Here is a 25,837-nt window from a genome sequence, read left to right as displayed (position 1 = left end):
CGGCATGCAGAGGGAGCCCGCGTGAACGAACAACAGATTCTTTTGAGTGTCGGTGGCATCGGCGCTGCCGCCCTGCTCTGCCAATGGCTGGCCTGGCGCCTGAAGCTGCCGGCGATCCTGTTCCTGCTGCTGTGCGGCATCCTCGCGGGGCCCGTGCTGGGCTGGCTGCAGCCGCAGGCGCTGTTCGGCCCGCTGCTGATGCCGCTGGTGTCGCTGGCGGTGGCGCTGATCCTGTTCGAAGGCAGCCTGACCCTGCACCTGTCGCAATGGCGCGAGATCGGCAGCGTGGTGCATCGCCTGGTCACCGTCGGCGCGCTGAGCACCTGGCTGGTGATCGCCCTGGCCACCCACTGGCTGCTGGGTTTCGACTGGCCGCTGGCGATCCTGTTCGGCACCCTGACCCTGGTCACCGGCCCCACGGTGATCGTGCCCATGCTGCGGGTGGTGCGGCCAAAGGCGGCGATCGCCAACATCCTGCGCTGGGAAGGTATCGTCATCGACCCGATCGGCGCGCTGCTGGCGGTGGTGGTGTACAGCTTCATCATCGCCAGCGCCGCCGGCGAAGGCCTGAGCCACAGCCTGGCGACCTTTGCCGGGGTGATCTTCTGCGGCAGTGCGCTGGGCGTTGCCGGTGGCTGGCTGCTCGGGCAGGTCATGCGCGAGCAGTGGCTGCCGGAATACCTGCACAACCTGGCCTCGCTGGCGGCGGTGCTGGGCATCTTCATCGCCGCCAACCAGATCGTCCATGAATCGGGCCTGCTGGCAGTCACGGTCATGGGCATGTGGCTGGCCAACATGCCCGGCGTGGACGTGCGGCAGATCCTGCATTTCAAGGAAAACCTCAGCGTGCTGCTGATCTCCGGCCTGTTCATCCTCCTGGCCGCGCGGCTCGACCTGCACGCGCTGTTGGCCCTGGGGCCGGCGGTGCTGGCGCTGCTGCTGGTGATCCAGTTGCTGGCACGGCCGCTGAACGTCCTGCTGTCGACCCTGGGCTCGCCGCTGAGCTGGCGGGAACGGGCATTGCTGGCCTGGATCGCGCCACGGGGCATCGTGGCCGCGGCCGTGTCGGCGATCTTCGCCATTCGCCTGGACCAGGCCGGACACGAAGGCGCGCTGCTGCTGGTGCCGCTGACCTTCGCCGTGATCATCGGCACCGTGGTGCTGCAAAGCGCCACCGCCAGGCCCCTGGCCCGCCTGCTGAAGGTAGCGGAACCTGCGCCGAGCGGGTTTCTCGTGGTCGGCGCCAACCCGCCTGCGCGGGCAGTCGCCAAGGCCCTGCAGCAACTGGGCTGTCGGGTGCTGCTGACCGACTCGAGCTGGGAGAACATCCGCGCCGCGCGCATGGACAACCTGCCGACCTACTTCGGCAACCCCGCCTCGCAGCACGCCGACGCCCACCTCGACCTGGTCGGCCTGGGCCATCTGCTGGGGCTGTCACCGGCGGGCGAGCTCAATGCCCTGGCCTGTGCGCGTTTTCGCCATGACTTCGGCCAAGGCCGGTTGTTCGTGCTGGCCAGCGGCCTGGAAAAACAGCGCAGCGACAAGCACCGGGCCAGCGAGGAGCATCGCGGGCAATTGCTCGGGTCAAGCCCGATGACCTATGGACAGCTGGCCAAGCTGCTGCACCAGGGTGCCGAGCTGTACAGCACCACGCTGACCGAGGCCTTCGGCTGGAGCGACTACCAGCAACTGCATGGCCCGCGGGCCACGCTGCTGTTCGCCCGGGACGGGCAAGGCTGGGTACATGTGGCCAGCCCGGACAATCCGCTCAAGCCGCAGCCTGGGTGGACATTGGTGGCACTGGTGGAGCCGGAGCTGACCGAGCAGCCTGTGGCGCATTGATCCATGAATGGCCCTGGAATCAGGCCAACGGCAGCACCGGCACCGGGCGCTTGTCCTCGTCGATGGCGACGAAGCTGAACACGCCATGGATCGCCCGCTCGCGGCCATCGAGGTACATGTTCTCGACGAACACATCCACCTGCACCTGCAGGCTGGTGTTGCCGACCTTGATCACCGTGCCCACCAGCTCGACGATCGAACCGGCCGGGATCGGGTGCTTGAAATCGATACGATCGGTGGACACGGTCACCAGCGGCAACCGGCAGAACCGGGTGGCGGCGATGAACGACACTTCGTCCATCCACGCCAGGGCGGTGCCGCCGAACAGGGTGTTGTGGTGGTTGGTGGTGTTGGGGAACACGGCCTTGGTCACGCGGGTCACCGACAGCTCGGTGCGGCGCTGGATTTCCTGGTCTCGGGTGGTCATTTTCGGGTCACATCGCAAGGGCGGGTTTCAGAAAGCAAAAAAGCAGCCCGAAGGCTGCTTTTTTCTCGCAAGGCGGCCTAGGCCGCCAGGCAAACTGTACTCAGGACAGTTTTTCCTTGATGCGAGCGGCTTTGCCGGACAGGTCGCGCAGGTAGTACAGCTTGGCTTTACGCACGTCACCACGACGTTTCACGGCCAGGCTGTCGATCTGCGGGCTGTAGGTCTGGAAGGTACGCTCTACGCCAACGCCGCTGGAGATCTTGCGCACGGTGAAGGCGCTGTTCAGACCGCGGTTACGCTTGGCGATAACGACGCCTTCGAACGCCTGCAGACGCGAGCGGTCGCCTTCCTTCACTTTAACCTGAACGACAACAGTGTCGCCTGGTGCGAAGGTCGGGATCTCTTTGCTCATCTGCTCGGCTTCGAGCTGCTGGATGATCTTGTTGGTCATGCTGTGCTCCTAAGATGGATACTTGATCCACCATCGATACGTTTAACTATCGTCCCGCTCGCGGATGTATTCCTCGAGCAGCTTCTTCTCTTCTCCAGAAAGCGAGCGACTTTCCAGAAGATCGGCGCGTCGTTCGAAGGTCCTACCAAGGGACTGCTTCATCCGCCAACGCCGGATATGTGCATGGTTGCCACTTAGCAACACGTCGGGAACACGCTGATCCGCATACACCTCAGGTCGGGTGTAGTGCGGGCAATCCAGCAGACCGTCGGTGAAAGAGTCTTCCTCCGCCGAGTCCACATGCCCTAAAGCTCCGGGCAGCAGCCGTGTAACCGCATCGATCAGTACCATGGCCGGCAGCTCGCCACCGGAAAGCACATAGTCGCCAATCGACCACTCCTCATCGACATGAGCCTCGATAAAGCGCTCGTCGATGCCTTCATAACGACCGGCGATCAGGATCAACGATTCCTGTTCGGCCAGGCCTTTGACCGCCTGCTGGGTCAGCTTGCGGCCTTGTGGCGAAAGGTAGATCACCTTTGCCGATGCTCCGGTTGCCTGCCTGGCGCTAACCAGGGCGTCTTCCAGAGGCTTGATCTTCATCACCATGCCCGGACCACCGCCAAACGGCCGATCATCCACGGTGTGGTGGCGATCTGTGGTGTAGTCCCGCGGGTTCCAGCAGGTCACTTGCAGCAACCCCTGTTTCACCGCGCGGCTGGTAATGCCGTACTCCGTGATGGCCGAGAACATCTCGGGGAACAACGTGATGACGTCTACGCGAAGGTTACCCATCGTCTAGAAGTCCGCGTCCCACTCAACCCGCATCACGCCTGCGTCCAGGTCGATTGCCAGCACGCATTGCCCGGTATAGGGCAACAGACGCTCGCGATCATCCAGGCTGCCTGCGCAGGGCTTGACCACCATTACATCGTTCGCGCCGGTCTCCAACAGGTGATCGATCTTGCCGAACAGTTGTTCGTCCTGATTGATGACCTTCAGGCCCACCAACTGGTACCAGTAGTACTCGTCGGCTGCCAGGTTGGGCAAAAGGCTCCGCGGGATGCAGATTTCGTAACCGCTCAGAAGACGGGCTTCATCACGATCATCGAGGCCTTTGAGTTTCACGACCAGGCCCTTCTGGGAGCCACGACCGCTGACCAGCTCGACCTGTTTTACCTTGCCTTCGTGCTTGAGCGTCCAGCGCGGGTAATCCAACAGGTTTTCAATCGGATCGGTAAAGGAATACACCTTCACCTCGCCGCGAACGCCGTGAACCGAAAAAATCTTGCCAACGACGATGAGGTCATCAGCCTTTTCTGGCGTCGCGTTCATACTGCTCAGGCTGCAGCCTTGGCAGCTTCCTTCAGCAGCTGAGCAACGCGCTCAGACGGCTGTGCGCCCTGGCTCAGCCAGTAGGTGACGCGCTCTTGGTTGACCGACAGCTTGACTTCGGCGCCCGATGCGATCGGGTTGAAGAAGCCAACGCGCTCAACGAAACGGCCGTCACGGGCGTTACGCGAGTTGGTCACGGTCAGGTGGTAGAATGGGCGCTTTTTCGAGCCGCCACGGGCCAGACGAATGGTTACCATGTGAACATCGTTCCTATAGTCGGTGCTGCAAAACTGAATGCCCAATGGGCACACGGGTGCCCAAAAGGCCGCATATTCTCGGGGAATACACGGACATTTGCAAATGCCTTTTTCGGCAATGCCGGGGCCTGCCGCTCAGTTCTGCCGGTTTGGGCCTCCTCGCGGCGGCCATGATCCCGCCGTAGCGGGGGTCTGGCGGGCTTCCTCATATAAGGAAGCCCACCGGATTCTTTTACAGTTTCGGCATGCCGCCACCCGGCAGCATCCCGCCAAGGCCACGCATCATCTTGGCCATGCCGCCCTTGGCGGAGAATTTCTTCATCATCTTCTGCATCTGCTTGTGCTGCTTGATCAAGCGGCCGATGTCCTGCACCTGGGTGCCGGAGCCGAGGGCGATGCGGCGCTTGCGCGAACCGCTGATCAGGTCGGGGTCGCGACGCTCGGCCGGGGTCATGGAGTTGATGATCGCCTCCATCTGCTTGAACTGCTTCTCGGCCGCGCCCTGGGCATTGCCCATCTGCGACAGGTTCACGCCACCGATGCTCGGCAGCTTGTCCATCAGGCCGCCCAGGCCGCCCATGTTCTTCATCTGCTGCAGCTGGTCGCGGAAGTCCTCGAGGTCGAAGCCCTTGCCCTTCTTCAGCTTCTTGGCCAGCTTGTCGGCCTTGGCCTTGTCGATGTTCTGCTCGGCCTGCTCGATCAGGCTGAGCACATCGCCCATGCCGAGAATGCGCGAGGCGATACGATCCGGGTGGAACGGCTCCAGGGCCTCGGTCTTCTCGCCCATGCCGATGAACTTGATCGGTTTGCCGGTGATGGCGCGCACCGACAGCGCGGCACCGCCACGGGCGTCGCCGTCGACCTTGGTCAGCACCACGCCGGTCAGCGGCAGGGCATCGCCGAAGGCCTTGGCGGTGTTGGCGGCGTCCTGGCCGGTCATGGCGTCGACCACGAACAGGGTCTCGATCGGCTTGACCGCGGCGTGCAGCGCCTTGATCTCGTCCATCATGTCGGCATCGACATGCAGGCGACCGGCGGTGTCGACGATCACCACGTCGATGAACTTGAGCTTGGCTTCGCGGATCGCCGCCTCGGCGATGGCCACTGGCTTCTGGCTGATATCGGACGGGAAGAAGGTCACGCCGATGTCGTTGGCCAGGGTTTCGAGCTGCTTGATCGCCGCCGGACGGTAGACGTCGGCCGACACCACCATCACGCTCTTCTTCTTGCGCTCTTTCAGGTGACGCGCCAGCTTGCCGGCGGTGGTGGTCTTACCGGCGCCCTGCAGGCCGGCCATCAGTACCACGGCGGGTGGCGCGGCGTTGAGGGTCAGCTCTTCGTTGGCCGCGCCCATCAGGCTTTCCAGCTCGGCCTGGACGATCTTCACGAAGGCCTGGCCCGGGGTCAGGCTGCGCGACACTTCGGTGCCGACCGCGCGTTCCTTGATGCTGTTGACGAAATCCTTGACCACCGGCAGGGCGACGTCGGCCTCGAGTAGGGCCATGCGCACTTCGCGCAGCGTGTCCTTGATGTTGTCTTCGGTCAGCTTGGCCTTGCCGGTGACATGGCGCAGCGTCTGTGACAGGCGGTCGGTCAGGTTTTCGAACATGGTGATCCTTTCAGGCCCAGTGGAGCCGAGGTTTTTCAGATGCCCAGGTGAACATGTACACGCGCCGGGCAGAGCAAGGCGGCGATTATAGCGGAGAGCGGCGGCGGCGCACACCTTGGAGCAGCCCCTCTGGATATTCGGTGACCATGCCGGCCTCTTCGCGGGTAAACCCGCTCCCACAGAGATCGCGCACGCCCCTGTGGGAGCGGGTTTACCCGCGAAGAGGCCGGCATATGGGGTACAAGTCGCTCGCCAGGCACCGGAGCAAGGCTTCCTGGTCTTCCTTGCCCACCGCGATCTATGCCAAACTCCGTCCCTTTAGGGCTTGCCTGCCAGGACTTATGTTCTCTTCACCCAGCCTCATCCCCAATCTGCTCGCCGCCTTCCTTTATCTGGCCGCGACCGTCTACCAGGCCACCGGACTGGCCCGTGGCGCCCGCGCCGACAAACGGCTGCTGGGCCTGCTCGGCACGCTGGCGGTGGTCGCCCAGGGCGGCGCCCTGTTCTTCCAGCTGATCACGCCCCTGGGCCTGAGCCTGGACTTCTTCAGCGCCGCCAGCCTGATCGCCGTGGCGGTGATCGGCCTGACCCTGCTCGCCTGCCTGAGCATCCCGGTGGAGAACCTGCTGGTACTGCTGTTCCCGCTCGGCGCGGTGACCGCGCTGCTGGCCCAGTTCGCCCCGCCCGGCACGGTGCCGCTGATCAACGAAGAGCCCGGCATCCTCGCGCACATCCTGCTGTCGATCCTGGCCTATGGCCTGTTCACCATCGCCGTGTTCCAGGCCCTGCTGCTTTTGTTGCAGGACCACCAGCTCAAGCACAAGCACCCGTCCGGGCTGATCCGCAACTTCCCGCCGCTGCAGACCATGGAAAGCCTGCTGTTCGGCTTCCTCTGGGCCGGCTGGGTGTTGCTGTCGCTTTCGTTGATCTCCGGCTGGCTGTTCCTCGACAACCTGTTTGCCCAGCACCTGGTGCACAAGACCCTGCTGGCCTGCGTGGCCTGGGTCGTGTTCAGCGTGCTGCTGTGGGGCCGCACACGCCTTGGCTGGCGCGGACACAAGGCGATCCGCTGGACCCTGGCCGGCTTCTGCCTGCTGATGCTGGCCTATTTCGGCAGCAAGCTGGTCCGCGAATTCATCCTGCATATCTGACGGCCGCCCATGGACACCCTGCCGTACGCCCCGCTGCTCGGCATCATCGCACTGGCGCTGCTGTGGTCGGCGCTGTTCACCGCGGTCGACAGCGCCCGCCAGCAAGCCGCTGGCCAGGGCGATGCCACCCTCCCCGCCCAGGGCCTGGTGCTCGGCGCCAGCCTCGGCAAACTGCTGGTGCTGGGCCTGGCCTGCCTGATCGGCCAGCGTTACGACGGTGAGCACGGCTTCTGGCTGGCGGGCCTTGGGGCCACCTTCACCCTGCTGGTGCTCGCCGACTACCTGCCGCGCCGCCTGGCCCGCCGTGACCCGCAAGCCTTCCTGAGCCTGGGCGGCAACCTGCTGAAGTGGCCACTGGCGCTGCTGCAGCCGCTGGGCTGCCTGCTCGATGGCTGCGCCAGGCTGATCCTGCGCCCGTTCCGCGTGCAGCCCACCGCGGTGGCCCTGCACCCGCAGGCAGACGACGACTTCGACGAGGACGGCCCGGTCGACAACACCCGCAACGGCCTGCTGGAAGGTCTGCAGGCGCTGGACAAGATCACCGTCAACGACATCCTGGTGCCACGCAACGAAGTCGACGGCATCAACCTCGACGACCCCATCGAACGCATCATCGAGCAGTTGATCGTCAGCCGTCACACCCGCCTGCCGGTCTACCACAACGACATCAACCAGGTCGAAGCGGTACTCAACACCAAGCTGATCAGCCATTTGCTGCCACGGGCCGAGCTGACCCCGGAAAAACTCCAGGCGGCCTGCTACGAACCCTACTTCGTCCCCGAAAGCACGCCGTTGCAGATGCAGTTGCTGAACTTCCACAAGCAGCAGCGGCGCATGGGCGTGGTGGTGGACGAGTACGGCGAGGTGCTGGGCATCGTCACCCTGGAGGACATCCTCGAGGAGATCGTCGGCGAGTTCGAGGACGAGCAGAGCCTGGAGAACCCTCACGTTCATCCGCAACCCGACGGCCGATTCGTCATCGAAGGCACCGCCTCGCTGCGCGAGATCAACCGCACCCTGGGCTGGCACCTGCCCTGCGACGGCGGGCCGAAAACCCTCAACGGCCTGGTTACCGAGGCCTTGGAAAGCATCCCGGCAAGCGCGGTTTGCCTGAAAATTGGCAGATATCGGCTGGAAATCCTCGAAACCGAGGATAATTGCGCAAGCAAGGTACTGGTCTGGACACTGACTCGCTAGCTATACTCAGGTCACGCTTACCCAGCCCTGCCGTCCCGCCCGCTACCCGCACCCGGCGCCCGACGGCCAGTCCGCACCACTGACACGCCCCGCGGTCCTGCTTCAGCACCCCGAACAGCAACCGCTCATCGCCTATCCCCTGGGCTATCGTCAGTCGCGCGACCAACAACAATACGCTCCGGCTCCCGTGTGCCCGTCACATGGGCCGTGCCCCATGGAGCATGACTGTCAGGGACCTTCGCATGACTACCAGCAGCACCTACGCCGAACCTGCCTCGGCAACACAGGTCAATTCGCCGGCCCGGGTGGCCACCGCCAGCTTCATCGGCACCGCCATCGAGTTCTACGATTTCTACGTCTACGCCACTGCCGCCGCGCTGGTGATCGGGCCGGTGTTCTTCCCGTCTGGCTCCGGCACCGCGCAGATGCTCGCGGCCTTCCTCACCTTCGGTATCGCCTTCCTTGCCCGCCCGCTGGGCTCGGCGCTGTTCGGCCACTTCGGCGACCGCATCGGGCGCAAGTCGACGCTGGTCGCCTCGCTGCTGCTGATGGGCGTGTCCACCACGCTGATCGGCGTGCTGCCCGGCTATGACAGCATCGGCGTCTGGGCCCCGATCATTCTTTGCCTGCTGCGCTTCGGCCAGGGCCTGGGGTTGGGCGGTGAATGGGGCGGCGCGGCGCTGCTGGCCACCGAGAACGCGCCACAGGGCAAGCGCGCCTGGTTCGGCATGTTCCCGCAGCTGGGCCCGTCGATCGGCTTTCTCGCCGCCAACGGCCTGTTCCTCACCCTGGCCCTGCTGCTCAGCGACGAGCAGTTCCGCGAATGGGGCTGGCGCATTCCGTTCCTGCTCAGCGCGGCGCTGGTGCTGGTCGGCCTGTATGTGCGCCTGAAGCTGGAGGAAAGCCCGGTGTTCGCCAAGGCGGTCGCCCGTCACGAACGGGTAAAGATGCCGGTGGTCGACCTGTTCGCCCGCTACTGGCTGCCGACCCTGCTGGGCGCCGCGGCGATGGTGGTGTGCTACGCGCTGTTCTACATCTCCACGGTGTTCTCGCTCAGCTATGGCGTGACCACCCTCGGCTACAGTCGTGAGACCTTCCTCGGCCTGCTGTGCTTCGCCGTGGTGTTCATGGCCCTGGCCACGCCGCTGTCGGCCTGGCTCAGCGACCGTTACGGGCGCAAGCCGGTGCTGGTGGTCGGCGGTCTGCTGGCGATCGCCTCGGGCTTTACCATGGAGCCACTACTGACCTCGGGTTCGACCACCGGCGTGGCGCTGTTCCTGGCCATCGAGCTGTTCCTGATGGGCGTGACCTTCGCGCCGATGGGCGCGTTGCTGCCCGAGCTGTTCCCAACCCATGTGCGCTACACCGGCGCCTCGGCGGCCTACAACCTGGGCGGCATCGTCGGCGCCTCGGCGGCACCGTTCTTTGCCCAGAAGCTGGTGAGCATGGGGGGATTGAGCTGGGTGGGAGGGTATGTGTCGGTGGCGGCGGTGATCAGCCTGATTGCCGTGTTGTGCCTGAAAGAGACGCGCAATACCGAGCTTTGAATCAATCGCGGGGCAAGCCCGCTCCCACGCCAGGTTGATACTGGCGTGGGAGCGGGCTTGCCCCGCGATCGTTTCAGATCAGAACTCGACCTTGACCGCCTGCGAAGCACGGGTCGCTTTGGCTCGCGCCGCCTCGACCGACTCGTCGCGGGCCAGGCACACGCCCATGCGGCGGGTGCCGTTGATCTCCGGCTTGCCGAACAGGCGAATGGCGGTATCCGGCTCGCTCAGGGCGGCGCCGAGGTTGGCGAAGCTGGTCTGCTGCGACTGACCTTCCGGCAGGATCACCGCCGAGGCGGATGGACCGAACTGGCGCACCACCGGGATCGGCAGGCCGAGAATGGCCCGGGCATGCAGGGCGAACTGCGACAGGTCCTGGGAAATCAGGGTCACAAGGCCGGTGTCGTGCGGACGCGGCGAGACCTCGCTGAACCACACCTGGTCGCCCTTGACGAACAGCTCCACGCCGAACAGGCCACGCCCGCCCAACGCATCGGTGACCGCCTGGGCCACGCGCTGCGACTCGGCCAGTGCCTTCGGGCTCATGGCCTGGGGCTGCCAGGACTCCTGGTAGTCGCCCTTCTCCTGACGGTGTCCGACCGGCGCGAGGAAGGTGGTGCCGCCCACATGGCGCACGGTCAACAGGGTGATCTCGTACTCGAAGTCGATGAAGCCCTCGATGATCACCCGGCCCTTGCCGGCGCGGCCGCCTTCCTGGGCGTAATCCCAGGCCTTGCGCAGGTCATCGTCGCCGCGCAGCAGGCTCTGGCCCTTGCCCGAGGAGCTCATCACCGGCTTGACCACGCACGGGTAGCCCAGGTCGGCCACGGCCTTGGCGTAGTCCTCGTAGGTGTCGGCGAAGTGATACGGCGAAGTCGGCAGGTCGAGCTCTTCGGCCGCCAGGCGGCGGATGCCTTCGCGGTTCATGGTCAGCTGGGTGGCACGGGCGGTAGGCACCACGTTGAAGCCTTCGTTTTCCAGCTCGACCAGGGTGGCGGTGGCGATGGCCTCGATCTCGGGCACGATGTAGTGCGGCTTCTCGGCCTCGATCACCGCGCGCAGGGCGACGCCGTCGAGCATGTTGATCACGTGGCTGCGGTGCGCGACCTGCATGGCCGGCGCATTGGCGTAACGGTCCACGGCAATCACCTCGACACCCAGGCGCTGCAGTTCGATCACCACTTCCTTGCCCAGCTCGCCGCAGCCGCACAGCAGTACACGGGTCGCGGTGGGCGACAATGGGGTTCCGATACGGGTCATTTCAGGTCCTCGAAGGCGTCCGGGGCCGCGCCACGCTGGCTGCCGCCCGCTGAAAAATGGACCGGTATTCTACAGATTCCGTGGAAGCGGGCTTGCCCCGCGATAGCCGCGAAGATGATCAGCCGGCCAGCGCCGCGCGCCGTGCCCGCCAGGCCATGATCAACCACACCGCCGTGACCCCGGCGAACTTCGAGGCCAGCGCGGTGCCGATCACCGCCGGGGTCAGCGCGCCGATCATGCCGAAGAAGATGAAGGTGTCCACCGGAATGCTCAGCGCCGAACTCAGCCACAGGCGGTCGCGCAGGGGCCGGCGGGTGACGCTGAACACCAGCCAGTCGATCAGCTCGGAGACGAAGAACGCGGTGGCGCTGGCCAGGGCGATGGCCGGCTCCGACGTCGCATAGGACAGCACCAGCGCCACCAGCATGGCCAGCAGCGCGCCGTGGCCGTAGCGGGTTTGCACCATGTCGCGCAGGATGAACACCAATCCGCCCCAGGCGGACCAGATCACGTCCAGGTGCGGCGCGCTGGAAAAGGCGTAGTTGATCAGCACCACGCTGCTGATGTAGGCGATGAGATAGAACATGGTCTTTGCGTTCGGTGGGCCAGCCGCACAGATTAGCGCCGGCCCCATCGCGGGACAAGCCCGCTCCCACGCCACGGGCGTCAGTACTACAGGCCAATCACCAGACCGGCCGCCAGCGCCCGCTCATGGCACTTCTTCAGCACCTCCCGGCGCTGTTCGTTGTCCATCCGCCCCCAGCGGGTGATCTCGTCCACCGTGCGCTGGCACCCGGTGCAGATATCCTGCTCGTCCAGCGCGCAGATGCTGACGCAGGGCGAGGCCACGGGCCGTTCGTCAGTCTTCATCGATCACCAGCTCACGCGCATAGCGCTGGGCGTTGTGCACATAGTGCGCAGCGCTGGCCTCGAGCATGCGCTTCTGCTGCTCGGTGAGCTCGCGCACCACCTTGCCCGGCGAGCCCATCACCAGCGAGCCGTCGGGAATTTCCTTGCCTTCGGGGATCAGCGCGTTGGCGCCGATGATGCAATGCTTGCCGATCCGCGCCCCGTTGAGAATCACCGCGTTGATGCCGATCAGGCTGTAGTCGCCGACCGTGCAGCCATGCAGCATGGCGTTGTGGCCGATGGTCACGCCTCGCCCGATGTTAAGCGGCGAACCCATGTCGGTGTGCATCACCGTGCCGTCCTGAACATTGCTGTCCTCGCCGATGTCGATCAGCTCGTTGTCGCCACGCAGCACCGCGCCGAACCAGACGCTGGCGCGGGCCTGCAGGCGCACCTTGCCGATCAGGGTGGCGTTGGGCGCGGTCCAGCTCTCGGGATGGGTCTCGACCCGCAGGTCGCCCAGGCGGTATTTCATGTATCGCTCCTCACGGTTGAACGCCAGTGGCGGGGTGTGCCCCGCTCAGTTCTTGATGAAACGCTCGGGTGGCTGGTGCAGGCTGATGCCGGCATCGAACAGCAGGTTGACCAGTTCGACGATCATGATCGCCGACAACCCCCAGATCTTGTAGTCGCCGTAGCGGTAGCTGGGCACGTACCAACTGCGTCCCTGGTAGTCGATACGATGGGTATGTTCACGAGGGTCCTGCCGGAAGAATTCCAACGGCACGGTGAACACTGCGGCAATTTCCGCGTCGTTGGCGCGGTACTCGACATAGTCGGGGATCAAACCGACGAACGGTGTCACCTTCAGGCCGTGCAGCGAGATCACCGGGCTGAGCGGCCCGATCACCTCGACCAGCCCGGGCGGCAGGCCGATTTCTTCCTCGGCCTCGCGCAGGGCGGTGAACACCAGGTCGGGGTCTTCCGGATCGCGTCGCCCGCCAGGAAAGGCGACTTCGCCGCCGTGGGTCGACAGGCCCTGGGCGCGCAGGGTCAGCACCAGCTCCGGCTCTTCGCTACGGGTAATGGGCAGCAACACCGCCGCTTCGGGGAAACGGCGGTCCGTCTCCAGTGACGCGGGGGTATGGTTGCTCATTCGGCGAAGAAGCTCGTCCAGCATTACGCACTCTCGTGTCCAAGGCCTGCCGTGCATGATGCACCAAAGCCGCGAGGCACCCAAGCCCCGCCCGCAGGCCGCTTGCGGTGGGCGGGCCGGGCGCGCCAAGATAGTCCGACCCCATTGGAATGAATGTAAGCATGAAATTCTGCAGCGCGTGCGGCCAACCGGTCACCCAGCGGATCCCCGAAGGCGACAGCCGCCTGCGCTATGTCTGCGACCATTGCCAGACCATCCACTACCAGAACCCCAACATCGTCGCCGGAGTACTGCCCACCTGGGGCTCCCAGGTGCTGCTGTGCCGCCGCGCCATCGAGCCGCGTCGGGGCTTCTGGACCCTGCCCGCCGGGTTCATGGAGAACGGCGAGACCCTGGATGCCGCCGCCCGTCGCGAAACCGTCGAGGAAGCCTGCGCCCGGGTCGCCGAAATGAGCCTGTACCAGCTGTTCGACCTGCCGCATATCAACCAGGTGCACGTGTTCTTTCGCGCCGAACTGGCCGACCTGGACTTCGCCGTGGGGGTCGAGAGCCTGGAGGTTCGCCTGTTCGAGGAACACGAGATTCCCTGGGGCGAGCTGGCTTTCCGCACCGTCACACGCACACTAGAATGCTATTATCGCGACCGCATCAGGCAGCACTACCCGATAGGCCATGAATACCTGCCGCCGATGAACGTTTCGTCGCCCACCACTTAAGTCTTCAGGGATACGGTTTCATGCGCTGGCTGCTTGCCCTCTTCTGCCTCAGTGTCGCCTCGGTGTCGCAAGCCGCCTTCACCGAGACCATCATCCGCAAGACGCCGTCGGCCGTGCCGTCGCCGGTCCAGCCCGCCGCTGGCGGCGTCCAGCAGGAACGGCTGATCGACAAGGTGCTGGTGATCAAGTCCGAACGCCGCCTGCAGCTGATCAGCCGCGGCGAGCCGCTCAAGACCTACCGCATCTCCCTGGGCAAGCAGCCCAAGGGCGCCAAAGAGCGCGAGGGCGACAAGAAGACCCCCGAAGGCCTGTACTGGCTGGACTGGCGCAAGGTCAGCGACCGCTACAACCTGGCCATGCACATCTCCTACCCGAACATCACCGATGCCGCCAAGGCCCGCAGCGAAGGCGTGGCCGCCGGCAGCATGATCATGATCCACGGCACGCCGATCAACGAGGAGTACCCCGAGTGGTACTTCCACACCCTTGACTGGACGGAAGGCTGCATTGCCATGCGCAACGACGACATGCGCGAGGTGTGGAGCATGGTCAAGGACGGCACGCTGATCGAAATCCGGCCCTGAACCACCCTCGACAGCATTCGATTACAACAAAGGCCTGTCCCGCTCACGCGGGGCAGGCCTTTGTCGTTCACCGCCGATATTCCCTTTCGACGCACAACCGCTCACTTTTCCTACACACGCAATAGCCTTCCTTCCCACAAAGTGATGGCTTTGAGCCATACAAATGCCATCACCAGCATTCTTAAAATTCCCGCAAATGATTTCTCTGTTTCATACATCACTTGCGAGGTTCTCATGCAAATCCCTACACCAAAGACCAGGCCTGACACCCTACGCTGGGCCGTCTTTCTCGCCCTGCTGGGCACCACCCAGGTCGAGGCGCAAGGCGCCCTGACACCAACGCTGGGCCCGGGTGGCACCCCGATCATCGACAATGGCCACGGCGTGCCGGTCATCGACATCGTCGCGCCCAATGCCGGCGGCCTGTCGCATAACCAGTTCCTCGACTACAACGTCGGCAAGCAAGGCCTGGTACTGAACAACGCCCTGCAGGCCGGGCAATCGAAACTGGCCGGCCAATTGGGCGCCAACCCGCAGTTCCAGGGCCAGGCCGCCTCGACCATCCTCAACGAGGTGGTCAGCCAGAACGCCTCGCGAATCGAAGGCCCACAGGAAATCTTCGGCCAGAAGGCCGACTACCTGCTCGCCAACCCCAATGGCATCACCCTCAACGGTGGCAGTTTCATCAATACCACACGCGCCGGGTTCCTGGTCGGCAATGTCGACATCCAGGACGGCCAGCTCAAGCACCTCGACAGCCGCGATGCCAGCGCCACCCTGCAGGTGCTGGGCGGTGGCCAGAGCAACGCCAGGGGCGCCCTCGACCTGATCGCCCCACGCATCGACAGCAAGGGGCCGCTCCTGGCCCAGGGCCAGTTGAACCTGACCGTTGGCCGCAACCGGATCGACGCCGGCAACCGCGAAGTACTCGAGCACCTGCCTGCCGCCAGCGCCTCCATCGATGCCAAGCTGCTCGGCGCCATGCAGGGCGGACGCATCCGTATCGTCAGCACTGGCGAAGGTGCCGGCGTGCAGGTCGGTGACGCCAGCCTGCTGGCGGACCGTGACCTGATCATCCACTCCGCCGGTGACCTGCACGTGCAGGGCAGCGACAGGCGCCAGGCCAGCCTCACCAGCAGCACCGGCAAGCTCGACCTGAACGCCGCCGGCGACCTGCGGCTCACTGCAACCCAGGGCAAGGCCAGGCAGATCGAGGTCAATGCCGGCAACAAACTGACCCTGGACACCGTCACCCGGGAGAAGATGCTGGAGGATCCCACCAGCTGGAAGAAGGAGTGGGCGTTCATCACTACCGAAGCGTTCGACGGCAATACCAAAACGACCCGCCGCGAGCAACTGGGCAGTCGGCTGCGCGCCGAGGACAGCATCAACCTGCAAGCTGGCAGCGACCTGCACCTGACCGCCGTGCAGCTGGATGCAGATAATGCGCTAAAGCTGCGCAGTGGCGGCACGATGACCATTGATGCCGGCCTGGATAGCGAGCAAGTCGATGAGCAGCTCAACCATCGCGTCTACCTGAACAATACGGGCATCGACAGCAAGTCCTACGCCGAGAAAGTAAAGTCCAGCACGCTCAAGGCCGACACCGTGGTTGTCAGTGCCGGGGGCGATCTGCAATTGCGCGCAGCCAAGCTCGAAGCCAAAAAGACAATCGCGCTCGACGCCAACGGCGACTTGATCATCGAAAGCGCCGAGGAAAACGCCCGCACCGAGCGGTCCACCGGCAAGCGCCATTTCACCGCGAGCGCCGGGCAGACCCAGCCTGGGCAGGATGACCAGCCAGGCTCGGGCCAGTACACCGCGAGCGTGGGCTACGAAGCCCTGCACAGCGACGAGCAGACCTCGGCCACACGCCAGGTCGCCAGCAGCATCAGTGGCGCCGCCGTAACCGTGCGCAGTGGACAGAAACTGAAAGTGAGCAGCTCCGAGGTCAAGGCGAACGCCGGCAACCTGGAGGTATCTGCCAGCGAAATCGAACTCGCCGCCGCCCACGACAGCGTGGCCCGACAGACCGTCGACACCCGCACCGGCGCCGCGCTGACCGTCACCGGCGGCATGGATCGCCTGGGCCTGGGCATCGATGCCTACCGTGGCCCGGCCAGCCTGATCGAACGTGAAAGCAACGTGCGCCGCAGCACCCTTCAGGCCAGCGGCGACCTGCAACTCGACACCCGGCAACTGACCACCGAAGCGGCGAATGTGCAAGCGGGCCGTACGTTGTATGTGAACGCCGAGCGTATCGACAACCGTGCGGCCGCCAATACCCGGGAAACCGAGACCAGCCTCAGCCAATGGGACGGCAGCCTTGGCGTCAGTACCGACTACCAACGCATCACCCGCCCTATCGAACGTCTGTTCACCGGCAGGCAAGCCGAAAGTGCCCGACCCTCTACCGTGATCGACAAACTGGCCCTGCCCAAGACCGGCGCCGAACTGGCCATCGGGCACCAGACCCGCCTGCAGAAAGACATCGACAGTACCGCGCAGGTCAGCACCTTCAGCGGCGCCGATGTCAGGGTCAAGGCCGACCACATCGAAGACAAGGGCACCGACTACAACGCCAGGACCGGCAGCCTGCGAATAGAAGCCGGTGAACACCAGGCGCTGGCCGCCACTGATGAAAAGACCCGTAGAATCGAGCAGACCACCGGAGGCGGCAGCCTGCGGGTGGACACCACCCTGGCCACGGACATCAACGCCAGGCTCGAAGGCAAAGGCTCCAAACTTACGGAAACAGAAAAAGCATTGGTCGCCCGTGTCGGTAGCCTGCGCGGCAAGAACGGCGTGGAGATACAGCTCGAACGCCAGGGCCGCTATGAGGGAGCCCACATCGATGGCGGTGAAGGCGCGGTCAACCTGAGCAGCGCTGGCAGCCTGGCCCTGAGCGCAGCCAAGGACAGCATCACCAAAACTACCAACAGACTCGGCGTCAACCTGGCTGTCAAGGGTGGCACCGGATTGCTCGGCCCCAAAGGCGGACTGGACGGCAGTCTCGAGCACAGCACGCTCACGCATGAAAACGAAAAGGCCAGGGTGGCGCAGATCGACGGCAAAGGCCCGATCGACCTGTCCAGCGTTGGCGACATGCATCTGGTCGGCACGCGTATCAGCAGCCGTGAAGGTGATATCCGCTTGCACAGCGAGGGTGTACTGAAGGTCACCGCCGCTCAAGACACCCGCAAAAGCGACGGCAAGACCTGGGGCGGCGACCTGGATGTCACAGGAAGCACCACCGGGGGTGCCCTGGGTGGCCACGGCACCTTTGGCTGGATCAACGAGAAGGCCAGCACAGCTGTTGGCGCGCAGTTCTCCGGCAAGGGCGCGGTGCAGCTCACCAGCCTTGCCCGCGAAGATTTCGCCTTGCAGGTGCAGGGACTAAAGGCCAGTGCCGACCGGATCGGCCTGGATGCCCGCAATGGTGGCCTGAAGATAGAAGCGGCCGAGAACAAAGAGCATCACGACAATCTTGCCATCACCATCGGTGGCGGCGGCGGTCTCAAGCTGGCGGCCATGGATTTCGGTGGTATCAAAGGGCAGGTCGATCTTACGCTGGACAAGCGTGACAACACCACTTGGCTGAACAGTGACCTGCGCGCTGACCTCGTCGAGTTGCATAGCCAGGGCGACACTGAAATCAAAGGCGCCCAGATCGATGCAAAACGAGTCGAAGGCAACATCAGTGGCAACCTGTTGGTTAGCAGTCTCCAGAATAAAGTCGACAGCACGGCCATCAAGGTCGACGCCAGCCTGACCCAGAAGTACGCCGCTGACGAGGACGTAACCAACCCGCTGGCTGCGCTCGAAGGCGGCAACATCGGGGAAATGGCCGGTGCACTCTGGAGCAGGATCACCGCGAAGTTCACGCCGTCCCTCAAAGTGGATTACACCCAGCGCACTGACAACACCGTCAACCAGCAGACCACCCTTTCCGGAACACAAGGCATAGCCCTGGAAGTCGGTGGCGATACCCGCCTGAAAGGCGCCAGGTTGCAGGCAACCGGCGGCCAGGTCGAGCTCGGTACGGGCAGCATCGCCAAAGAAAACCTGAACGGCCGTGACTACCAGCGCGAGGTAAAGCTCGACGCATCGCTCTCGCCAATCGACCTGGCAGACACCCTGTTCTCGTTCATCAAGGACAAGGTCACGGGCAATGACGGAACCGACAACGGTGACAAACCACTTGACCTCGGCCTGGTCCGCACCAGCGGGCACGACCGCAGCGTCGAGTACGTTTCGAAGGTCGAGGAGGGTCGCAGGCACTAGGCCGGCTCTCATGAAACTTAACTTAATACTTTGATTTAACTGGGAAAGCGTGGGAGCGGGCTTGCCCCGCGATCACCGGCTATGCCGGTGCCATACACCGCATCGCGGGGCAAGCCCGCTCCCACGCTGGAACCCTGTTCCTTGCGCGACAGCGCATCCCGGAAGGGCTGCGTGATCTCCTGCAGGGCACGCGGACTATCTGCGAACTCTGCTCCCTGCACAACGGCTCCGTGACCAGACCAGATGCCAATGACCACACAACGACTCCACTCACTCACCATTGCGCGATGCATTTCCCAACTTCTGCTCGCCATCCTCGCAACGGCAATCCCCCTGGCCCAGGCCGATCCGGCCAGCCAGCAACTGCGCAACGAGCAGCAGAAGCTGCGGCAGCTGGAACAGCAACAGCGCCTCGATCGCTGGCAACGTCCCCAGCCCTCCACCGCCCTGGAGGCCACCGACTCAACCTTCACAGCGTCCGACCAGCACTGCTGGGCAATCAGCGGCGTGCGCCTGGCTGGCAACCGCACACTCGATACCCGTCAGCTGGAATCGACGGTGCGCGCAGTGTCTTCCTCATGCATGGGCATCGCTGAAATAGACCGATTGCTCAAGCACCTGACCCAGCACTACGTCGAGGCCGGCTACCCCACCAGCCGCCCCTATGTAGCCCGCCCGCCCGAGCACGGCGCGCCACTGGACATCGTCATCGTCGAAGGCTTCATCGAGTCGATCGAGCTGGCCGGCGCCAACCTGCCACTGTCACTGCGCGGCGCGTTTCCTGGCCAGTTGGGCCAGCCGCTGCATCTGCCGGACCTCGAACAGGGTCTGGACCAGCTCAACCGGTTGCGCGCCTATGACCTTGAGATGGCCCTGCTGCCGGGTGAGTTGCGCGGTGGCACCCGTGTCGTGATCGAACCACGACGGGTCGCCTCGCCCGTGCATCTGAATGCCCTCCTCGACAACCGCGGCGGTGAGCTCACCGGCCGCCACCGCCTCAACCTCGGCCTTGGCCTGGACAGCCCGCTGGGGTTGAACGACGACCTGCGCCTGTCGCTGAGTTCGGTGGTGTTCGGCGCGCCCGGGCAAAGCGAAGGGAGCAGCCTGTACTACAGCCTGCCTCATGGCCGCTGGACCTTCACCCTCAACGCCAGCCGCATGCGCTACCGCGCGCCGATCCCGAACACACGCCATGCCAGCAGCGGCCGCAGCGAGTTCTTCGGCCTCGGCGCCGAGCGCGTGCTGTGGCGCAATCACCAGGGCATGCTCAGCGCCAGCGTCCGGCTGGACCGCAAGCAACTGGTCAACCGCTTCGGCCCCGCCGTGCTGGCCCTGCAGAGCCCGACCCTGGCCACCGTCGAGGCCGGGCTCAACCTGCTGTGGCTCGAAGGCGGGTTGTGGAACGCCTACCTGGGACTGAGCCAGGGCATGCACTGGCTCGGCGCCGACCGCCCGTTCGCCCACAAGCAGGCGCCAAGGCCGGATTTCACCAGGTACCGCGCCAACCTGCTGCACCTGCGCCAGGGCCCCGCCCAGTGGCCATGGCGCTGGCAGAGCGAACTGGCCTTGCAATACAGCGCCCATGTCCTGCCCGCCGTCGAACAGATGTCACTCAGCGATCATTCGGCCGTGCGTGGTTTCCGCCAGCACAACGTCTCCGGCGCCAGTGCCGGCGCCTGGCGCAATACCCTGAGCCAGCCACTGCCGCTGCCGGTACAGGTGCGCCCTACCGTAGGCCTGGACCTGGGCTGGGCCCGCTATGCACGCAGCAGCCCGTCGCAGCGCCTGGTCGGCGCCTCGGCAGGCGTCGAGCTGAGCCTGCCGCGCAGCCAGCTGCGCCTGGACTACCAGCGCGGGCTGTATGCCAGCGATCGACCACGCAAGACACTGGAACAAGGCTTCTGGGTCGCGCAGTGGTCACTGAACATCTGAGCTACCAGCTCAGCCGGCGCTGCCCGACGCTGTCCTCCGGCCCCAGCCATTGCAAGCCGCGCAGCACCGGAGTCAGGCCGGCATCGGCCGACATTGCGAAGTCGAGCTGCGCCCGTCGTGCCACCAGGTCGGCCTCCAGGCCGAGCTGGTGCTGACCTTGGCGAACCAGCCCCGCGACCAGCCGCCAACCCTGGTGGCAATCCATTTCCAACGTCCCCTGCCCCAATCCCAGGGACCACGGTGCACTCAACGCCAGGTCGGCCACCGTGATCCGCCCTTCGGCGGCCAGGCAACGCTGCCCCGAGCCTTGCAGGCTGATGCCTCCTTGCCACTGCCCGGTCAGGCGGTATCCCAGGACCGCGCTGGGCTGCGCGCCCACTGCCTGCAATCCGGCCTGCCAGCGCCACGGCCAGCCGCTCAGGCGCCCTTGCCAACCCTGCCCTTGAAAGCCCAAGCGCACCTGCAGGTCGCGCTGCCACGGTCGCCACGTCCATTGCACCGGTCCTGCCGCACCCATCCGCTCGGCCTGCCCTTGCCACAGGCTGCCGCTCACGCCCTCGGCCGGTAACCCAACCCCCGCGACCAGCCAGCGCGCCGGCAGCTCGGCCAACAGTGTCAGGCAGAACACCAGAGCCATCCACAGGCCAGCCCACCGCTTCATGGCCGTAGCCGCACGGTAAAGCGCAGCCCCTCGGTGTCTCGCTCCAATCCCCACTGCAAAGGTTGCGCGCCATCATCGCGCAGGGCCTGCAACCAGCCTTGCAGCGCCTGGGCATCGGCCACCTTGCCACGCGCCAGCCAGCCTTCGTCCTCGGGCTGCACCTCGGCCAGCTCGATATGTCGCGCCTGGGCCGACTGGTGCAGCCCTTCCAGGGTCAATGCGGGCTGCTGCGCCTGCGCTGTCAGCGATTCGGCCAGCGCCCGCCACTGCGCCTGCTCGCGCCAATAGGCGATGCCCTCGCGCAGTGCCAGCAGCGCAACCAACAGCGCGACGACGCCCCAGGCCAGCGATAGCCGATGCTGCTGCAACCATTCGCGGTTCATGCTGCGCTCCCCAGGTCGAACACCACGCGACGCGCCTCGTCTTCCACCTGGACCTGCACGCCGATCGCCGTGGCCATGTCGTGCCAGGGCGCGACGTCGCCCTCGCCTTCCAGCTCCAGGTGCCAGCGCTGGCCGTCGTACCGCACCGCCCGCACCTGCCAACCAGGGTGATCGCTCAACCAGGCATGGACCTGCGCCTGCACCGCGTCGAGCAGACGCAGGCGCACCTGGCTTTCACCGGCGTCGTCCCGCAGACGCTTGAGCGCCAGCGCCGCCTGGCGTGGCGTCGCCTGGGGACCGGTCAGCGCCAGCACCTGGGCGCGATAGACCTGGGCCTGTCGCCACTGTTGCGTGCACCACAGCCCGCCCCATGCCAGGGCAAGCGCCAGGCAGGCGACGGCCAGGCGCGATTGCCCGCCCTGCAAACGCGGGCGTGAGCGGGCACGTCGCGTCTCGAACACCCCCGGCAGGCCATCGAGCGGCGCCAGCACCTCTGGCCATGGGCCCTCGATGCATTCGGCGTCATCGGCCAGCCCGTCCAACGCCGGCGGCAGGCCGAGCACCTGTGGCCAGGCCAACCAACGCGCCTGGCTTTTGTACAGGCTCGTCGTCCCTCGTCGCCAATGCCAACCCGTCGCGCCCACGCTGTCGGGCAGCAGCTGGAACTCAGCCCAGCAACGCTCCACCGGCAGCGCCCAGGCGGCGCACTGCGCACGCCATTCATCCAGCCTCGCCCGCGCCACCACCAGCAATTGCACCTGCCCCGCGTGACGCCCGATACAGGCACACAGCACCTCATCGACGCCTTGCAGCAAGCGGTCCTCGACCAGCAACGGCCACTCCTCGCGCTTGAGCCCCGGCGGCGCGGCCACTTGGAAGTGACTGCAATGCTCGCCGGGGACGATCAGGGCGACGCGCGCCTCGAGCCCTGGCGGTGGCTCCCCCAGTCCCTCGCGCACCGGACGGCCCTGGATCACCAGCAGCCACTCCCAGACCTCTCCGGGGCGCAGCAGCAGCCAGGGTTGTGCCGGCGCCCGGCGGCGCCATTCAAGCTTCATGAGCGCCCCCAGGGCAGAACGAAGGTGCAGGTAAACGGTGCTCCATCACGCACTAACTCCACGCGCACACCCCGCCCGGGGTGCGTCGGTTGTTCGGAAGGCCAGGCCAGCCAGCGGCCGGACTGGTGGTAGAGGATGTTCATCGCGCTGACCCGCTCCAGCCGTTCGCGCATCACCCATTGCGGGGCTGCGGCGGCGTAGAGGTCGGCCGAGGTTTCCAGCAGCAGGCGTTGTTCGCGGGGCTCGAAACGCAGGCGCTGGCGCTGCAGGCGCGAGCCGCCCTCGGCCTGGGGCCAGGCCGCGGCGGCCACCCACAGCAGTTGCTGGCGGTCGGGTTGCCAGTCGAGCCAACGCGGTGCCAATGGCAGGCGCTGTTCATATACACGCCGCAGCAGCGGGCTGTCGAAGCGCCGCTCCAGTGCCAGGCAGAAATCCACCACGCCGGTTTCGCGCACCTGTTCGTCGAGCCGCTCGCGCACCTTCAGCCAACCGTTGACCAGCGCCGACAGCAACACCCCGAGCAAGGCGGTGAGGGCCAGGGCCACCAACAGTTCGATCAGGGTCATGCCCGCCTGGCGCCGCTTCATGGCCGCTCCAGGAACACGGTGTACTGCCCCAGCGGCAGGCGCTGGTCGCGGTCGGCATGCAGCAGCAGTTCGCCGCGACGCAGGTCGCGCACGCCGGTACGGCGCAGTTGCAGCTGCCAATGGCAGGCCCGTCCGCCCTCGACCAGCACACCGCTGTCCTGGTTGGCCGCCGGCCAGTACTGCTCGACGGCGAAACGCGCCTGCAGCTCACGGGCGCACAGCAGGCCCAGGCGATGCTGCTGCACGGTGTCCTGCACGGCCAGACGCTGGCGCAGGACCTGGCTGGTGATCACCGCCAGGACCGCGGCGATGCCCAGGGCCACGCTCACTTCGAGCAAGGTGAACCCCCGTTGCCCGCGTTTCATGGCATCACGCTCACGCGCAACTGGCCACTGCGGTCCCAGTCCCAACGCCGGCCGCCCTCGGCCCAGCGCCAGCGCACGGTGCCCGGGCGGGCCCAGCCATCGGGGGTGAACAGCAGTGCGGGCGTCTGGCTGGCGGGCCAGTCCGGGCGCAGGCCCTTGGGCCAATCGCCCAAGGCCACGGCTTCCACCTGCCACTGATCCCCTTGACGGCGCACGAACTCAGGCCGCTGTCCGTTCCAACGTATCCCCCGCAGTTGCCCGGCATGGCGCGCCAGGTCGGCCTGGGCCACGGTGGCGGCGGCCAGGCGGTCGAGGGTCTGGTCGACGCTGCTCCTGCCGCTGTCGAGCCAGGCCACCGCCAGGCTGGTCATCAGCGCGGCGATGGCCAGCACCACCAACAGTTCGAGCAGGCTGAAGCCACGCTGTTGGATCGCGACAGCGTGGGAGCGGGCTTGCCCCGCGATAGCGGTGGCATGGCCAACATTGCCATCGCGGGGCAAGCCCGCTCTCACGCAGTTGCACTCACTTCGGGCAGACATTTCAGAGCGACCAGTTGCCCAGGTCGGCATCGAGCCCTTCGCCGCCCGGCACACCGTCGGCGCCCAGCGAATAGACATCGACCCGGCCATGCTCGCCGGGCATGCGGTACTGATACGGCTTGCCCCACGGATCTTCCGGCAGACGACGGATATAGCCATCGCTGCGCCAGCTGCGCGGCAGCGGTTCCTGGGTCGGTTTCTTCGCCAGCGCCGCCAGGCCCTGCTCGTTGCTGGGAAAGCGCAGGTTGTCCAGGCGGTACATGTCAAGTGCCTGCTCCAGGGTCGCAAGGTCGGCCATGACCTTCTGCTTCATGGCCTTGTCCTGGTTGCCCAGCACGCTGGGCGCGACCACGGCGATCAGCAGGCCGATGATGAAGATCACCACCATGATTTCCATCAGCGTGAAGCCACCCTGGCGTTTGCGTCGTTGTTGCATGAAAGGTCTCCTTGTCACAGTTGCAATCCCTGGTTGAGCTGCATGATCGGCAGCAGCACCGCCAGCACGATGAACAGCACCACCGCGCCCATCACCAGAATCATCAGCGGTTCGAACAGCGCCATGGCGGTGTCTACCTGGCGGGCGAAACCACGCTCCTGGTCATCGGCCACGCGCTCGAGCATGTCGGCCAGGGTGCCGCTGGCCTCGCCGCTGCCGACCATGTTCACCAACAGCGGCGGAAACTGGCCTGCGCCGTCCAGCGCCCGATGCAGGCTGGTGCCGCCCTGCACCTGCTGGCGTACCTGCGCCATGGCGGCGCGGATACGCAGGTTGCCGACCGTCTCGGTGGCCACCTGCAGGGCTTCGAGCAGGGCCACGCCACTGCCGCAGAGAATCGCCAGGCTGCGCGCCAGGCGCGCGCTCTCCAGCACCTGCAGCAGTGCGCCGACACGCGGCAGGCGCAGCAGCAGGTCGTCGCGGCGCAGGCACCAGTGCGGCTTGCGCAGCAGCCAGCCACCGGCCACGGCCAGCCCGATCGCCAGCGCCAGCAGGTACGGCCCGGCCTGGACCAGCCCCTGGCTGATGCCGATCAGCAGTGAGGTAATCAGTGGCAGGCTCTGCCCGGAATGGGCGAACTGCTCGGTGAGCTTGGGCACCACGAAGGTCATCAGGCCGACCACCACCGCCAGCGACACGCCCATCAGCACCGCCGGGTAGATCAGCGCTGTGCGTGCCTTGTGGCGCTGACGCTGGACCTGCTCCAGGTGATCGGCGAGGCGCGCCAGCACCTGGCCCAAGCGCCCGGAGCGCTCGCCGGCCTCGACCAGCGCGCAGTACAGCCCGGTGAACGGCGCGCCTTGGCGTGCCAGGCTACGGGCCAGCCCCAGACCTTCAGCGAGGGAGCCACGCAGGGTCACCAGCACCGCATGTAGGGCTGGTTGGCGCAATTGCCGCTCCAGTGTCGCGAGGGCATCGACCAGTGGGATGCCGGCACCGATCAGGGTCGCCAGTTGGCGGGTCAGCTCGCACAGCTGGGCGCGGGTCAGGCGCTGGCGACGGGGCTGCGCGCTATCGTTGCGCTGCAACTGCCGGGCGAACAAACCCTGCTCGCGCAGCAACTGGCGCGCATGCCGCTCGCTGTCGGCCTGCACGCTGGCCTTGTGCGCCTTGCCGTTCATGTCCACGGCCTGATAGCGATAGGTCGGCAT

At 65.6% G+C, this 25,837-nt stretch carries 27 protein-coding genes; 8 read left to right on the top strand and 19 right to left on the bottom strand.

Annotation, left to right across the window (positions count from 1 at the left end):
* The first annotated feature begins 21 nt into the window (after nt 1-21).
* Nucleotides 22-1,842, top strand: coding sequence for a cation:proton antiporter (locus VUG52_RS05735; protein WP_331832543.1), 1,821 nt, complete (start codon nt 22-24; stop codon nt 1,840-1,842).
* 19 nt (nt 1,843-1,861) lie between these two features.
* Here the strand turns inward: VUG52_RS05735 and VUG52_RS05730 are convergent, their stop codons facing one another.
* From VUG52_RS05730 to ffh, 6 genes are all read right to left on the bottom strand, one after another.
* Nucleotides 1,862-2,269, bottom strand: coding sequence for an acyl-CoA thioesterase (locus tag VUG52_RS05730; protein WP_023629813.1), 408 nt, complete (start codon nt 2,267-2,269; stop codon nt 1,862-1,864).
* Between the two features lie 100 nt (nt 2,270-2,369).
* Nucleotides 2,370-2,720, bottom strand: a complete 351-nt coding sequence (gene rplS, locus VUG52_RS05725; RefSeq protein ID WP_011535315.1) for a 50S ribosomal protein L19 — start codon at nt 2,718-2,720, stop codon at nt 2,370-2,372.
* Nucleotides 2,721-2,762: 42 nt separating this feature from the next.
* Entirely contained in the window at nt 2,763-3,515 is a 753-nt protein-coding gene (gene trmD / locus VUG52_RS05720; RefSeq protein ID WP_028691588.1) for a tRNA (guanosine(37)-N1)-methyltransferase TrmD, read from the bottom strand.
* Nucleotides 3,516-3,518: 3 nt separating this feature from the next.
* Nucleotides 3,519-4,055 (bottom strand): ribosome maturation factor RimM, encoded by a 537-nt coding sequence (gene rimM, locus VUG52_RS05715; RefSeq protein ID WP_050704200.1) that lies wholly within the window; start codon nt 4,053-4,055, stop codon nt 3,519-3,521.
* Between the two features lie 5 nt (nt 4,056-4,060).
* On the bottom strand, nt 4,061-4,312 hold the full coding sequence (gene rpsP, locus VUG52_RS05710) for a 30S ribosomal protein S16 (protein WP_011535318.1): 252 nt from the start codon (nt 4,310-4,312) through the stop codon (nt 4,061-4,063).
* A gap of 232 nt (nt 4,313-4,544) precedes the next feature.
* A complete protein-coding gene (ffh, locus tag VUG52_RS05705) occupies nt 4,545-5,921 on the bottom strand; it encodes a signal recognition particle protein (protein WP_050704199.1) in 1,377 nt (458 codons plus the stop codon).
* A 341-nt stretch (nt 5,922-6,262) separates the two neighbouring features.
* Between ffh and VUG52_RS05700 the strand changes: the two genes are divergently transcribed.
* The 3 genes from VUG52_RS05700 (at nt 6,263) to VUG52_RS05690 (ending at nt 9,816) form a co-directional block, all read left to right on the top strand.
* Entirely contained in the window at nt 6,263-7,072 is an 810-nt protein-coding gene (locus tag VUG52_RS05700; protein ID WP_050704198.1) for a cytochrome C assembly family protein, read from the top strand.
* A gap of 9 nt (nt 7,073-7,081) precedes the next feature.
* Nucleotides 7,082-8,269, top strand: coding sequence for a transporter associated domain-containing protein (locus VUG52_RS05695; protein WP_050704197.1), 1,188 nt, complete (start codon nt 7,082-7,084; stop codon nt 8,267-8,269).
* Between the two features lie 242 nt (nt 8,270-8,511).
* Nucleotides 8,512-9,816, top strand: coding sequence for an MFS transporter (locus tag VUG52_RS05690; protein WP_262952455.1), 1,305 nt, complete (start codon nt 8,512-8,514; stop codon nt 9,814-9,816).
* A gap of 78 nt (nt 9,817-9,894) precedes the next feature.
* Here VUG52_RS05690 and purT read toward each other — a convergent pair whose 3' ends face one another.
* From purT to VUG52_RS05665, 5 genes are all read right to left on the bottom strand, one after another.
* Complete coding sequence (purT, locus tag VUG52_RS05685) at nt 9,895-11,076, bottom strand: formate-dependent phosphoribosylglycinamide formyltransferase (protein WP_050704195.1); 1,182 nt, start codon at nt 11,074-11,076, stop codon at nt 9,895-9,897.
* A 118-nt stretch (nt 11,077-11,194) separates the two neighbouring features.
* Nucleotides 11,195-11,662 carry a VUT family protein gene (locus VUG52_RS05680; RefSeq protein ID WP_050704194.1) on the bottom strand — a complete coding sequence of 156 codons (468 nt, stop codon included), beginning with the start codon at nt 11,660-11,662 and terminating at the stop codon, nt 11,195-11,197.
* A gap of 86 nt (nt 11,663-11,748) precedes the next feature.
* Nucleotides 11,749-11,946 (bottom strand): DUF1289 domain-containing protein, encoded by a 198-nt coding sequence (locus tag VUG52_RS05675; RefSeq protein ID WP_028691596.1) that lies wholly within the window; start codon nt 11,944-11,946, stop codon nt 11,749-11,751.
* Nucleotides 11,936-12,460, bottom strand: a complete 525-nt coding sequence (locus VUG52_RS05670) for a gamma carbonic anhydrase family protein (protein WP_050704193.1) — start codon at nt 12,458-12,460, stop codon at nt 11,936-11,938. Before VUG52_RS05670 ends, VUG52_RS05675 begins: the two co-directional genes overlap by 11 nt.
* 45 nt (nt 12,461-12,505) lie before the next feature.
* Nucleotides 12,506-13,105 carry a CoA pyrophosphatase gene (locus VUG52_RS05665; protein ID WP_050704192.1) on the bottom strand — a complete coding sequence of 200 codons (600 nt, stop codon included), beginning with the start codon at nt 13,103-13,105 and terminating at the stop codon, nt 12,506-12,508.
* A 137-nt stretch (nt 13,106-13,242) separates the two neighbouring features.
* Here VUG52_RS05665 and VUG52_RS05660 point away from each other — a divergent pair, with 137 nt between their 5' ends.
* The 4 genes from VUG52_RS05660 (at nt 13,243) to VUG52_RS05645 (ending at nt 20,597) form a co-directional block, all read left to right on the top strand.
* Nucleotides 13,243-13,797 (top strand): NUDIX hydrolase, encoded by a 555-nt coding sequence (locus VUG52_RS05660; protein WP_050704191.1) that lies wholly within the window; start codon nt 13,243-13,245, stop codon nt 13,795-13,797.
* Between the two features lie 20 nt (nt 13,798-13,817).
* Nucleotides 13,818-14,381, top strand: coding sequence for a L,D-transpeptidase family protein (locus VUG52_RS05655; protein WP_050704190.1), 564 nt, complete (start codon nt 13,818-13,820; stop codon nt 14,379-14,381).
* A gap of 234 nt (nt 14,382-14,615) precedes the next feature.
* On the top strand, nt 14,616-18,665 hold the full coding sequence (locus VUG52_RS05650) for a hemagglutinin repeat-containing protein (RefSeq protein WP_331832539.1): 4,050 nt from the start codon (nt 14,616-14,618) through the stop codon (nt 18,663-18,665).
* Between the two features lie 243 nt (nt 18,666-18,908).
* Nucleotides 18,909-20,597, top strand: a complete 1,689-nt coding sequence (locus VUG52_RS05645) for a ShlB/FhaC/HecB family hemolysin secretion/activation protein (protein WP_331832538.1) — start codon at nt 18,909-18,911, stop codon at nt 20,595-20,597.
* A gap of 1 nt (nt 20,598) precedes the next feature.
* Here the strand turns inward: VUG52_RS05645 and VUG52_RS05640 are convergent, their stop codons facing one another.
* The 8 genes from VUG52_RS05640 to gspF are packed head-to-tail and all read right to left on the bottom strand — an operon-like array spanning nt 20,599 to nt 25,837.
* Complete coding sequence (locus tag VUG52_RS05640) at nt 20,599-21,258, bottom strand: hypothetical protein (protein ID WP_331832537.1); 660 nt, start codon at nt 21,256-21,258, stop codon at nt 20,599-20,601.
* On the bottom strand, nt 21,255-21,641 hold the full coding sequence (gspM, locus tag VUG52_RS05635; RefSeq protein WP_050704186.1) for a type II secretion system protein GspM: 387 nt from the start codon (nt 21,639-21,641) through the stop codon (nt 21,255-21,257). Before gspM ends, VUG52_RS05640 begins: the two co-directional genes overlap by 4 nt.
* Nucleotides 21,638-22,699 carry a GspL/Epsl periplasmic domain-containing protein gene (locus VUG52_RS05630; protein ID WP_050704185.1) on the bottom strand — a complete coding sequence of 354 codons (1,062 nt, stop codon included), beginning with the start codon at nt 22,697-22,699 and terminating at the stop codon, nt 21,638-21,640. Before VUG52_RS05630 ends, gspM begins: the two co-directional genes overlap by 4 nt.
* On the bottom strand, nt 22,696-23,286 hold the full coding sequence (locus VUG52_RS05625; RefSeq protein ID WP_050704184.1) for a prepilin-type N-terminal cleavage/methylation domain-containing protein: 591 nt from the start codon (nt 23,284-23,286) through the stop codon (nt 22,696-22,698). The genes VUG52_RS05630 and VUG52_RS05625 overlap by 4 nt, the downstream gene beginning before the upstream one ends.
* A complete protein-coding gene (locus VUG52_RS05620) occupies nt 23,283-23,651 on the bottom strand; it encodes a type II secretion system protein (protein ID WP_050704183.1) in 369 nt (122 codons plus the stop codon). Before VUG52_RS05620 ends, VUG52_RS05625 begins: the two co-directional genes overlap by 4 nt.
* Nucleotides 23,648-24,190 carry a type II secretion system minor pseudopilin GspH gene (gene gspH, locus VUG52_RS05615; RefSeq protein WP_082337646.1) on the bottom strand — a complete coding sequence of 181 codons (543 nt, stop codon included), beginning with the start codon at nt 24,188-24,190 and terminating at the stop codon, nt 23,648-23,650. The genes VUG52_RS05620 and gspH overlap by 4 nt, the downstream gene beginning before the upstream one ends.
* Nucleotide 24,191: 1 nt before the next feature.
* Nucleotides 24,192-24,626 (bottom strand): type II secretion system major pseudopilin GspG, encoded by a 435-nt coding sequence (gene gspG, locus VUG52_RS05610; RefSeq protein ID WP_331832535.1) that lies wholly within the window; start codon nt 24,624-24,626, stop codon nt 24,192-24,194.
* Between the two features lie 14 nt (nt 24,627-24,640).
* Entirely contained in the window at nt 24,641-25,837 is a 1,197-nt protein-coding gene (gene gspF / locus VUG52_RS05605) for a type II secretion system inner membrane protein GspF (RefSeq protein ID WP_262952460.1), read from the bottom strand.

The organism is Pseudomonas sp. LH21 (assembly GCF_036549575.1).
Taxonomy (GTDB): Bacteria; Pseudomonadota; Gammaproteobacteria; order Pseudomonadales; family Pseudomonadaceae; genus Aquipseudomonas; species Aquipseudomonas peradeniyensis.
This window is presented reverse-complemented; position numbering and strand designations above follow the sequence as displayed.

Excerpts from the sequence above, each read along its gene's own strand:
- gspF (WP_262952460.1), bottom strand. The coding sequence starts at position 25,837 with ATGCCGACCTATCGCTATCAGGCCGTGGACATGAACGGCAAGGCGCAC.
- VUG52_RS05665 (WP_050704192.1), bottom strand. The coding sequence starts at position 13,105 with ATGCTGGACGAGCTTCTTCGCCGAATGAGCAACCATACCCCCGCGTCA.
- VUG52_RS05660 (WP_050704191.1), top strand. The coding sequence starts at position 13,243 with ATGAAATTCTGCAGCGCGTGCGGCCAACCGGTCACCCAGCGGATCCCC.
- VUG52_RS05645 (WP_331832538.1), top strand. The coding sequence starts at position 18,909 with ATGCCAATGACCACACAACGACTCCACTCACTCACCATTGCGCGATGC.
- purT (WP_050704195.1), bottom strand. The coding sequence starts at position 11,076 with ATGACCCGTATCGGAACCCCATTGTCGCCCACCGCGACCCGTGTACTG.
- rpsP (WP_011535318.1), bottom strand. The coding sequence starts at position 4,312 with ATGGTAACCATTCGTCTGGCCCGTGGCGGCTCGAAAAAGCGCCCATTC.
- gspH (WP_082337646.1), bottom strand. The coding sequence starts at position 24,190 with ATGTCTGCCCGAAGTGAGTGCAACTGCGTGAGAGCGGGCTTGCCCCGC.
- VUG52_RS05630 (WP_050704185.1), bottom strand. The coding sequence starts at position 22,699 with ATGAAGCTTGAATGGCGCCGCCGGGCGCCGGCACAACCCTGGCTGCTG.
- VUG52_RS05655 (WP_050704190.1), top strand. The coding sequence starts at position 13,818 with ATGCGCTGGCTGCTTGCCCTCTTCTGCCTCAGTGTCGCCTCGGTGTCG.
- VUG52_RS05670 (WP_050704193.1), bottom strand. The coding sequence starts at position 12,460 with ATGAAATACCGCCTGGGCGACCTGCGGGTCGAGACCCATCCCGAGAGC.
- VUG52_RS05625 (WP_050704184.1), bottom strand. The coding sequence starts at position 23,286 with ATGAAGCGGCGCCAGGCGGGCATGACCCTGATCGAACTGTTGGTGGCC.
- gspM (WP_050704186.1), bottom strand. The coding sequence starts at position 21,641 with ATGAACCGCGAATGGTTGCAGCAGCATCGGCTATCGCTGGCCTGGGGC.
- VUG52_RS05620 (WP_050704183.1), bottom strand. The coding sequence starts at position 23,651 with ATGAAACGCGGGCAACGGGGGTTCACCTTGCTCGAAGTGAGCGTGGCC.
- gspG (WP_331832535.1), bottom strand. The coding sequence starts at position 24,626 with ATGCAACAACGACGCAAACGCCAGGGTGGCTTCACGCTGATGGAAATC.
- rimM (WP_050704200.1), bottom strand. The coding sequence starts at position 4,055 with ATGAACGCGACGCCAGAAAAGGCTGATGACCTCATCGTCGTTGGCAAG.
- trmD (WP_028691588.1), bottom strand. The coding sequence starts at position 3,515 with ATGGGTAACCTTCGCGTAGACGTCATCACGTTGTTCCCCGAGATGTTC.
- VUG52_RS05690 (WP_262952455.1), top strand. The coding sequence starts at position 8,512 with ATGACTACCAGCAGCACCTACGCCGAACCTGCCTCGGCAACACAGGTC.
- VUG52_RS05675 (WP_028691596.1), bottom strand. The coding sequence starts at position 11,946 with ATGAAGACTGACGAACGGCCCGTGGCCTCGCCCTGCGTCAGCATCTGC.
- VUG52_RS05650 (WP_331832539.1), top strand. The coding sequence starts at position 14,616 with ATGCAAATCCCTACACCAAAGACCAGGCCTGACACCCTACGCTGGGCC.
- VUG52_RS05730 (WP_023629813.1), bottom strand. The coding sequence starts at position 2,269 with ATGACCACCCGAGACCAGGAAATCCAGCGCCGCACCGAGCTGTCGGTG.
- VUG52_RS05700 (WP_050704198.1), top strand. The coding sequence starts at position 6,263 with ATGTTCTCTTCACCCAGCCTCATCCCCAATCTGCTCGCCGCCTTCCTT.
- VUG52_RS05640 (WP_331832537.1), bottom strand. The coding sequence starts at position 21,258 with ATGAAGCGGTGGGCTGGCCTGTGGATGGCTCTGGTGTTCTGCCTGACA.
- VUG52_RS05695 (WP_050704197.1), top strand. The coding sequence starts at position 7,082 with ATGGACACCCTGCCGTACGCCCCGCTGCTCGGCATCATCGCACTGGCG.
- rplS (WP_011535315.1), bottom strand. The coding sequence starts at position 2,720 with ATGACCAACAAGATCATCCAGCAGCTCGAAGCCGAGCAGATGAGCAAA.
- VUG52_RS05680 (WP_050704194.1), bottom strand. The coding sequence starts at position 11,662 with ATGTTCTATCTCATCGCCTACATCAGCAGCGTGGTGCTGATCAACTAC.
- ffh (WP_050704199.1), bottom strand. The coding sequence starts at position 5,921 with ATGTTCGAAAACCTGACCGACCGCCTGTCACAGACGCTGCGCCATGTC.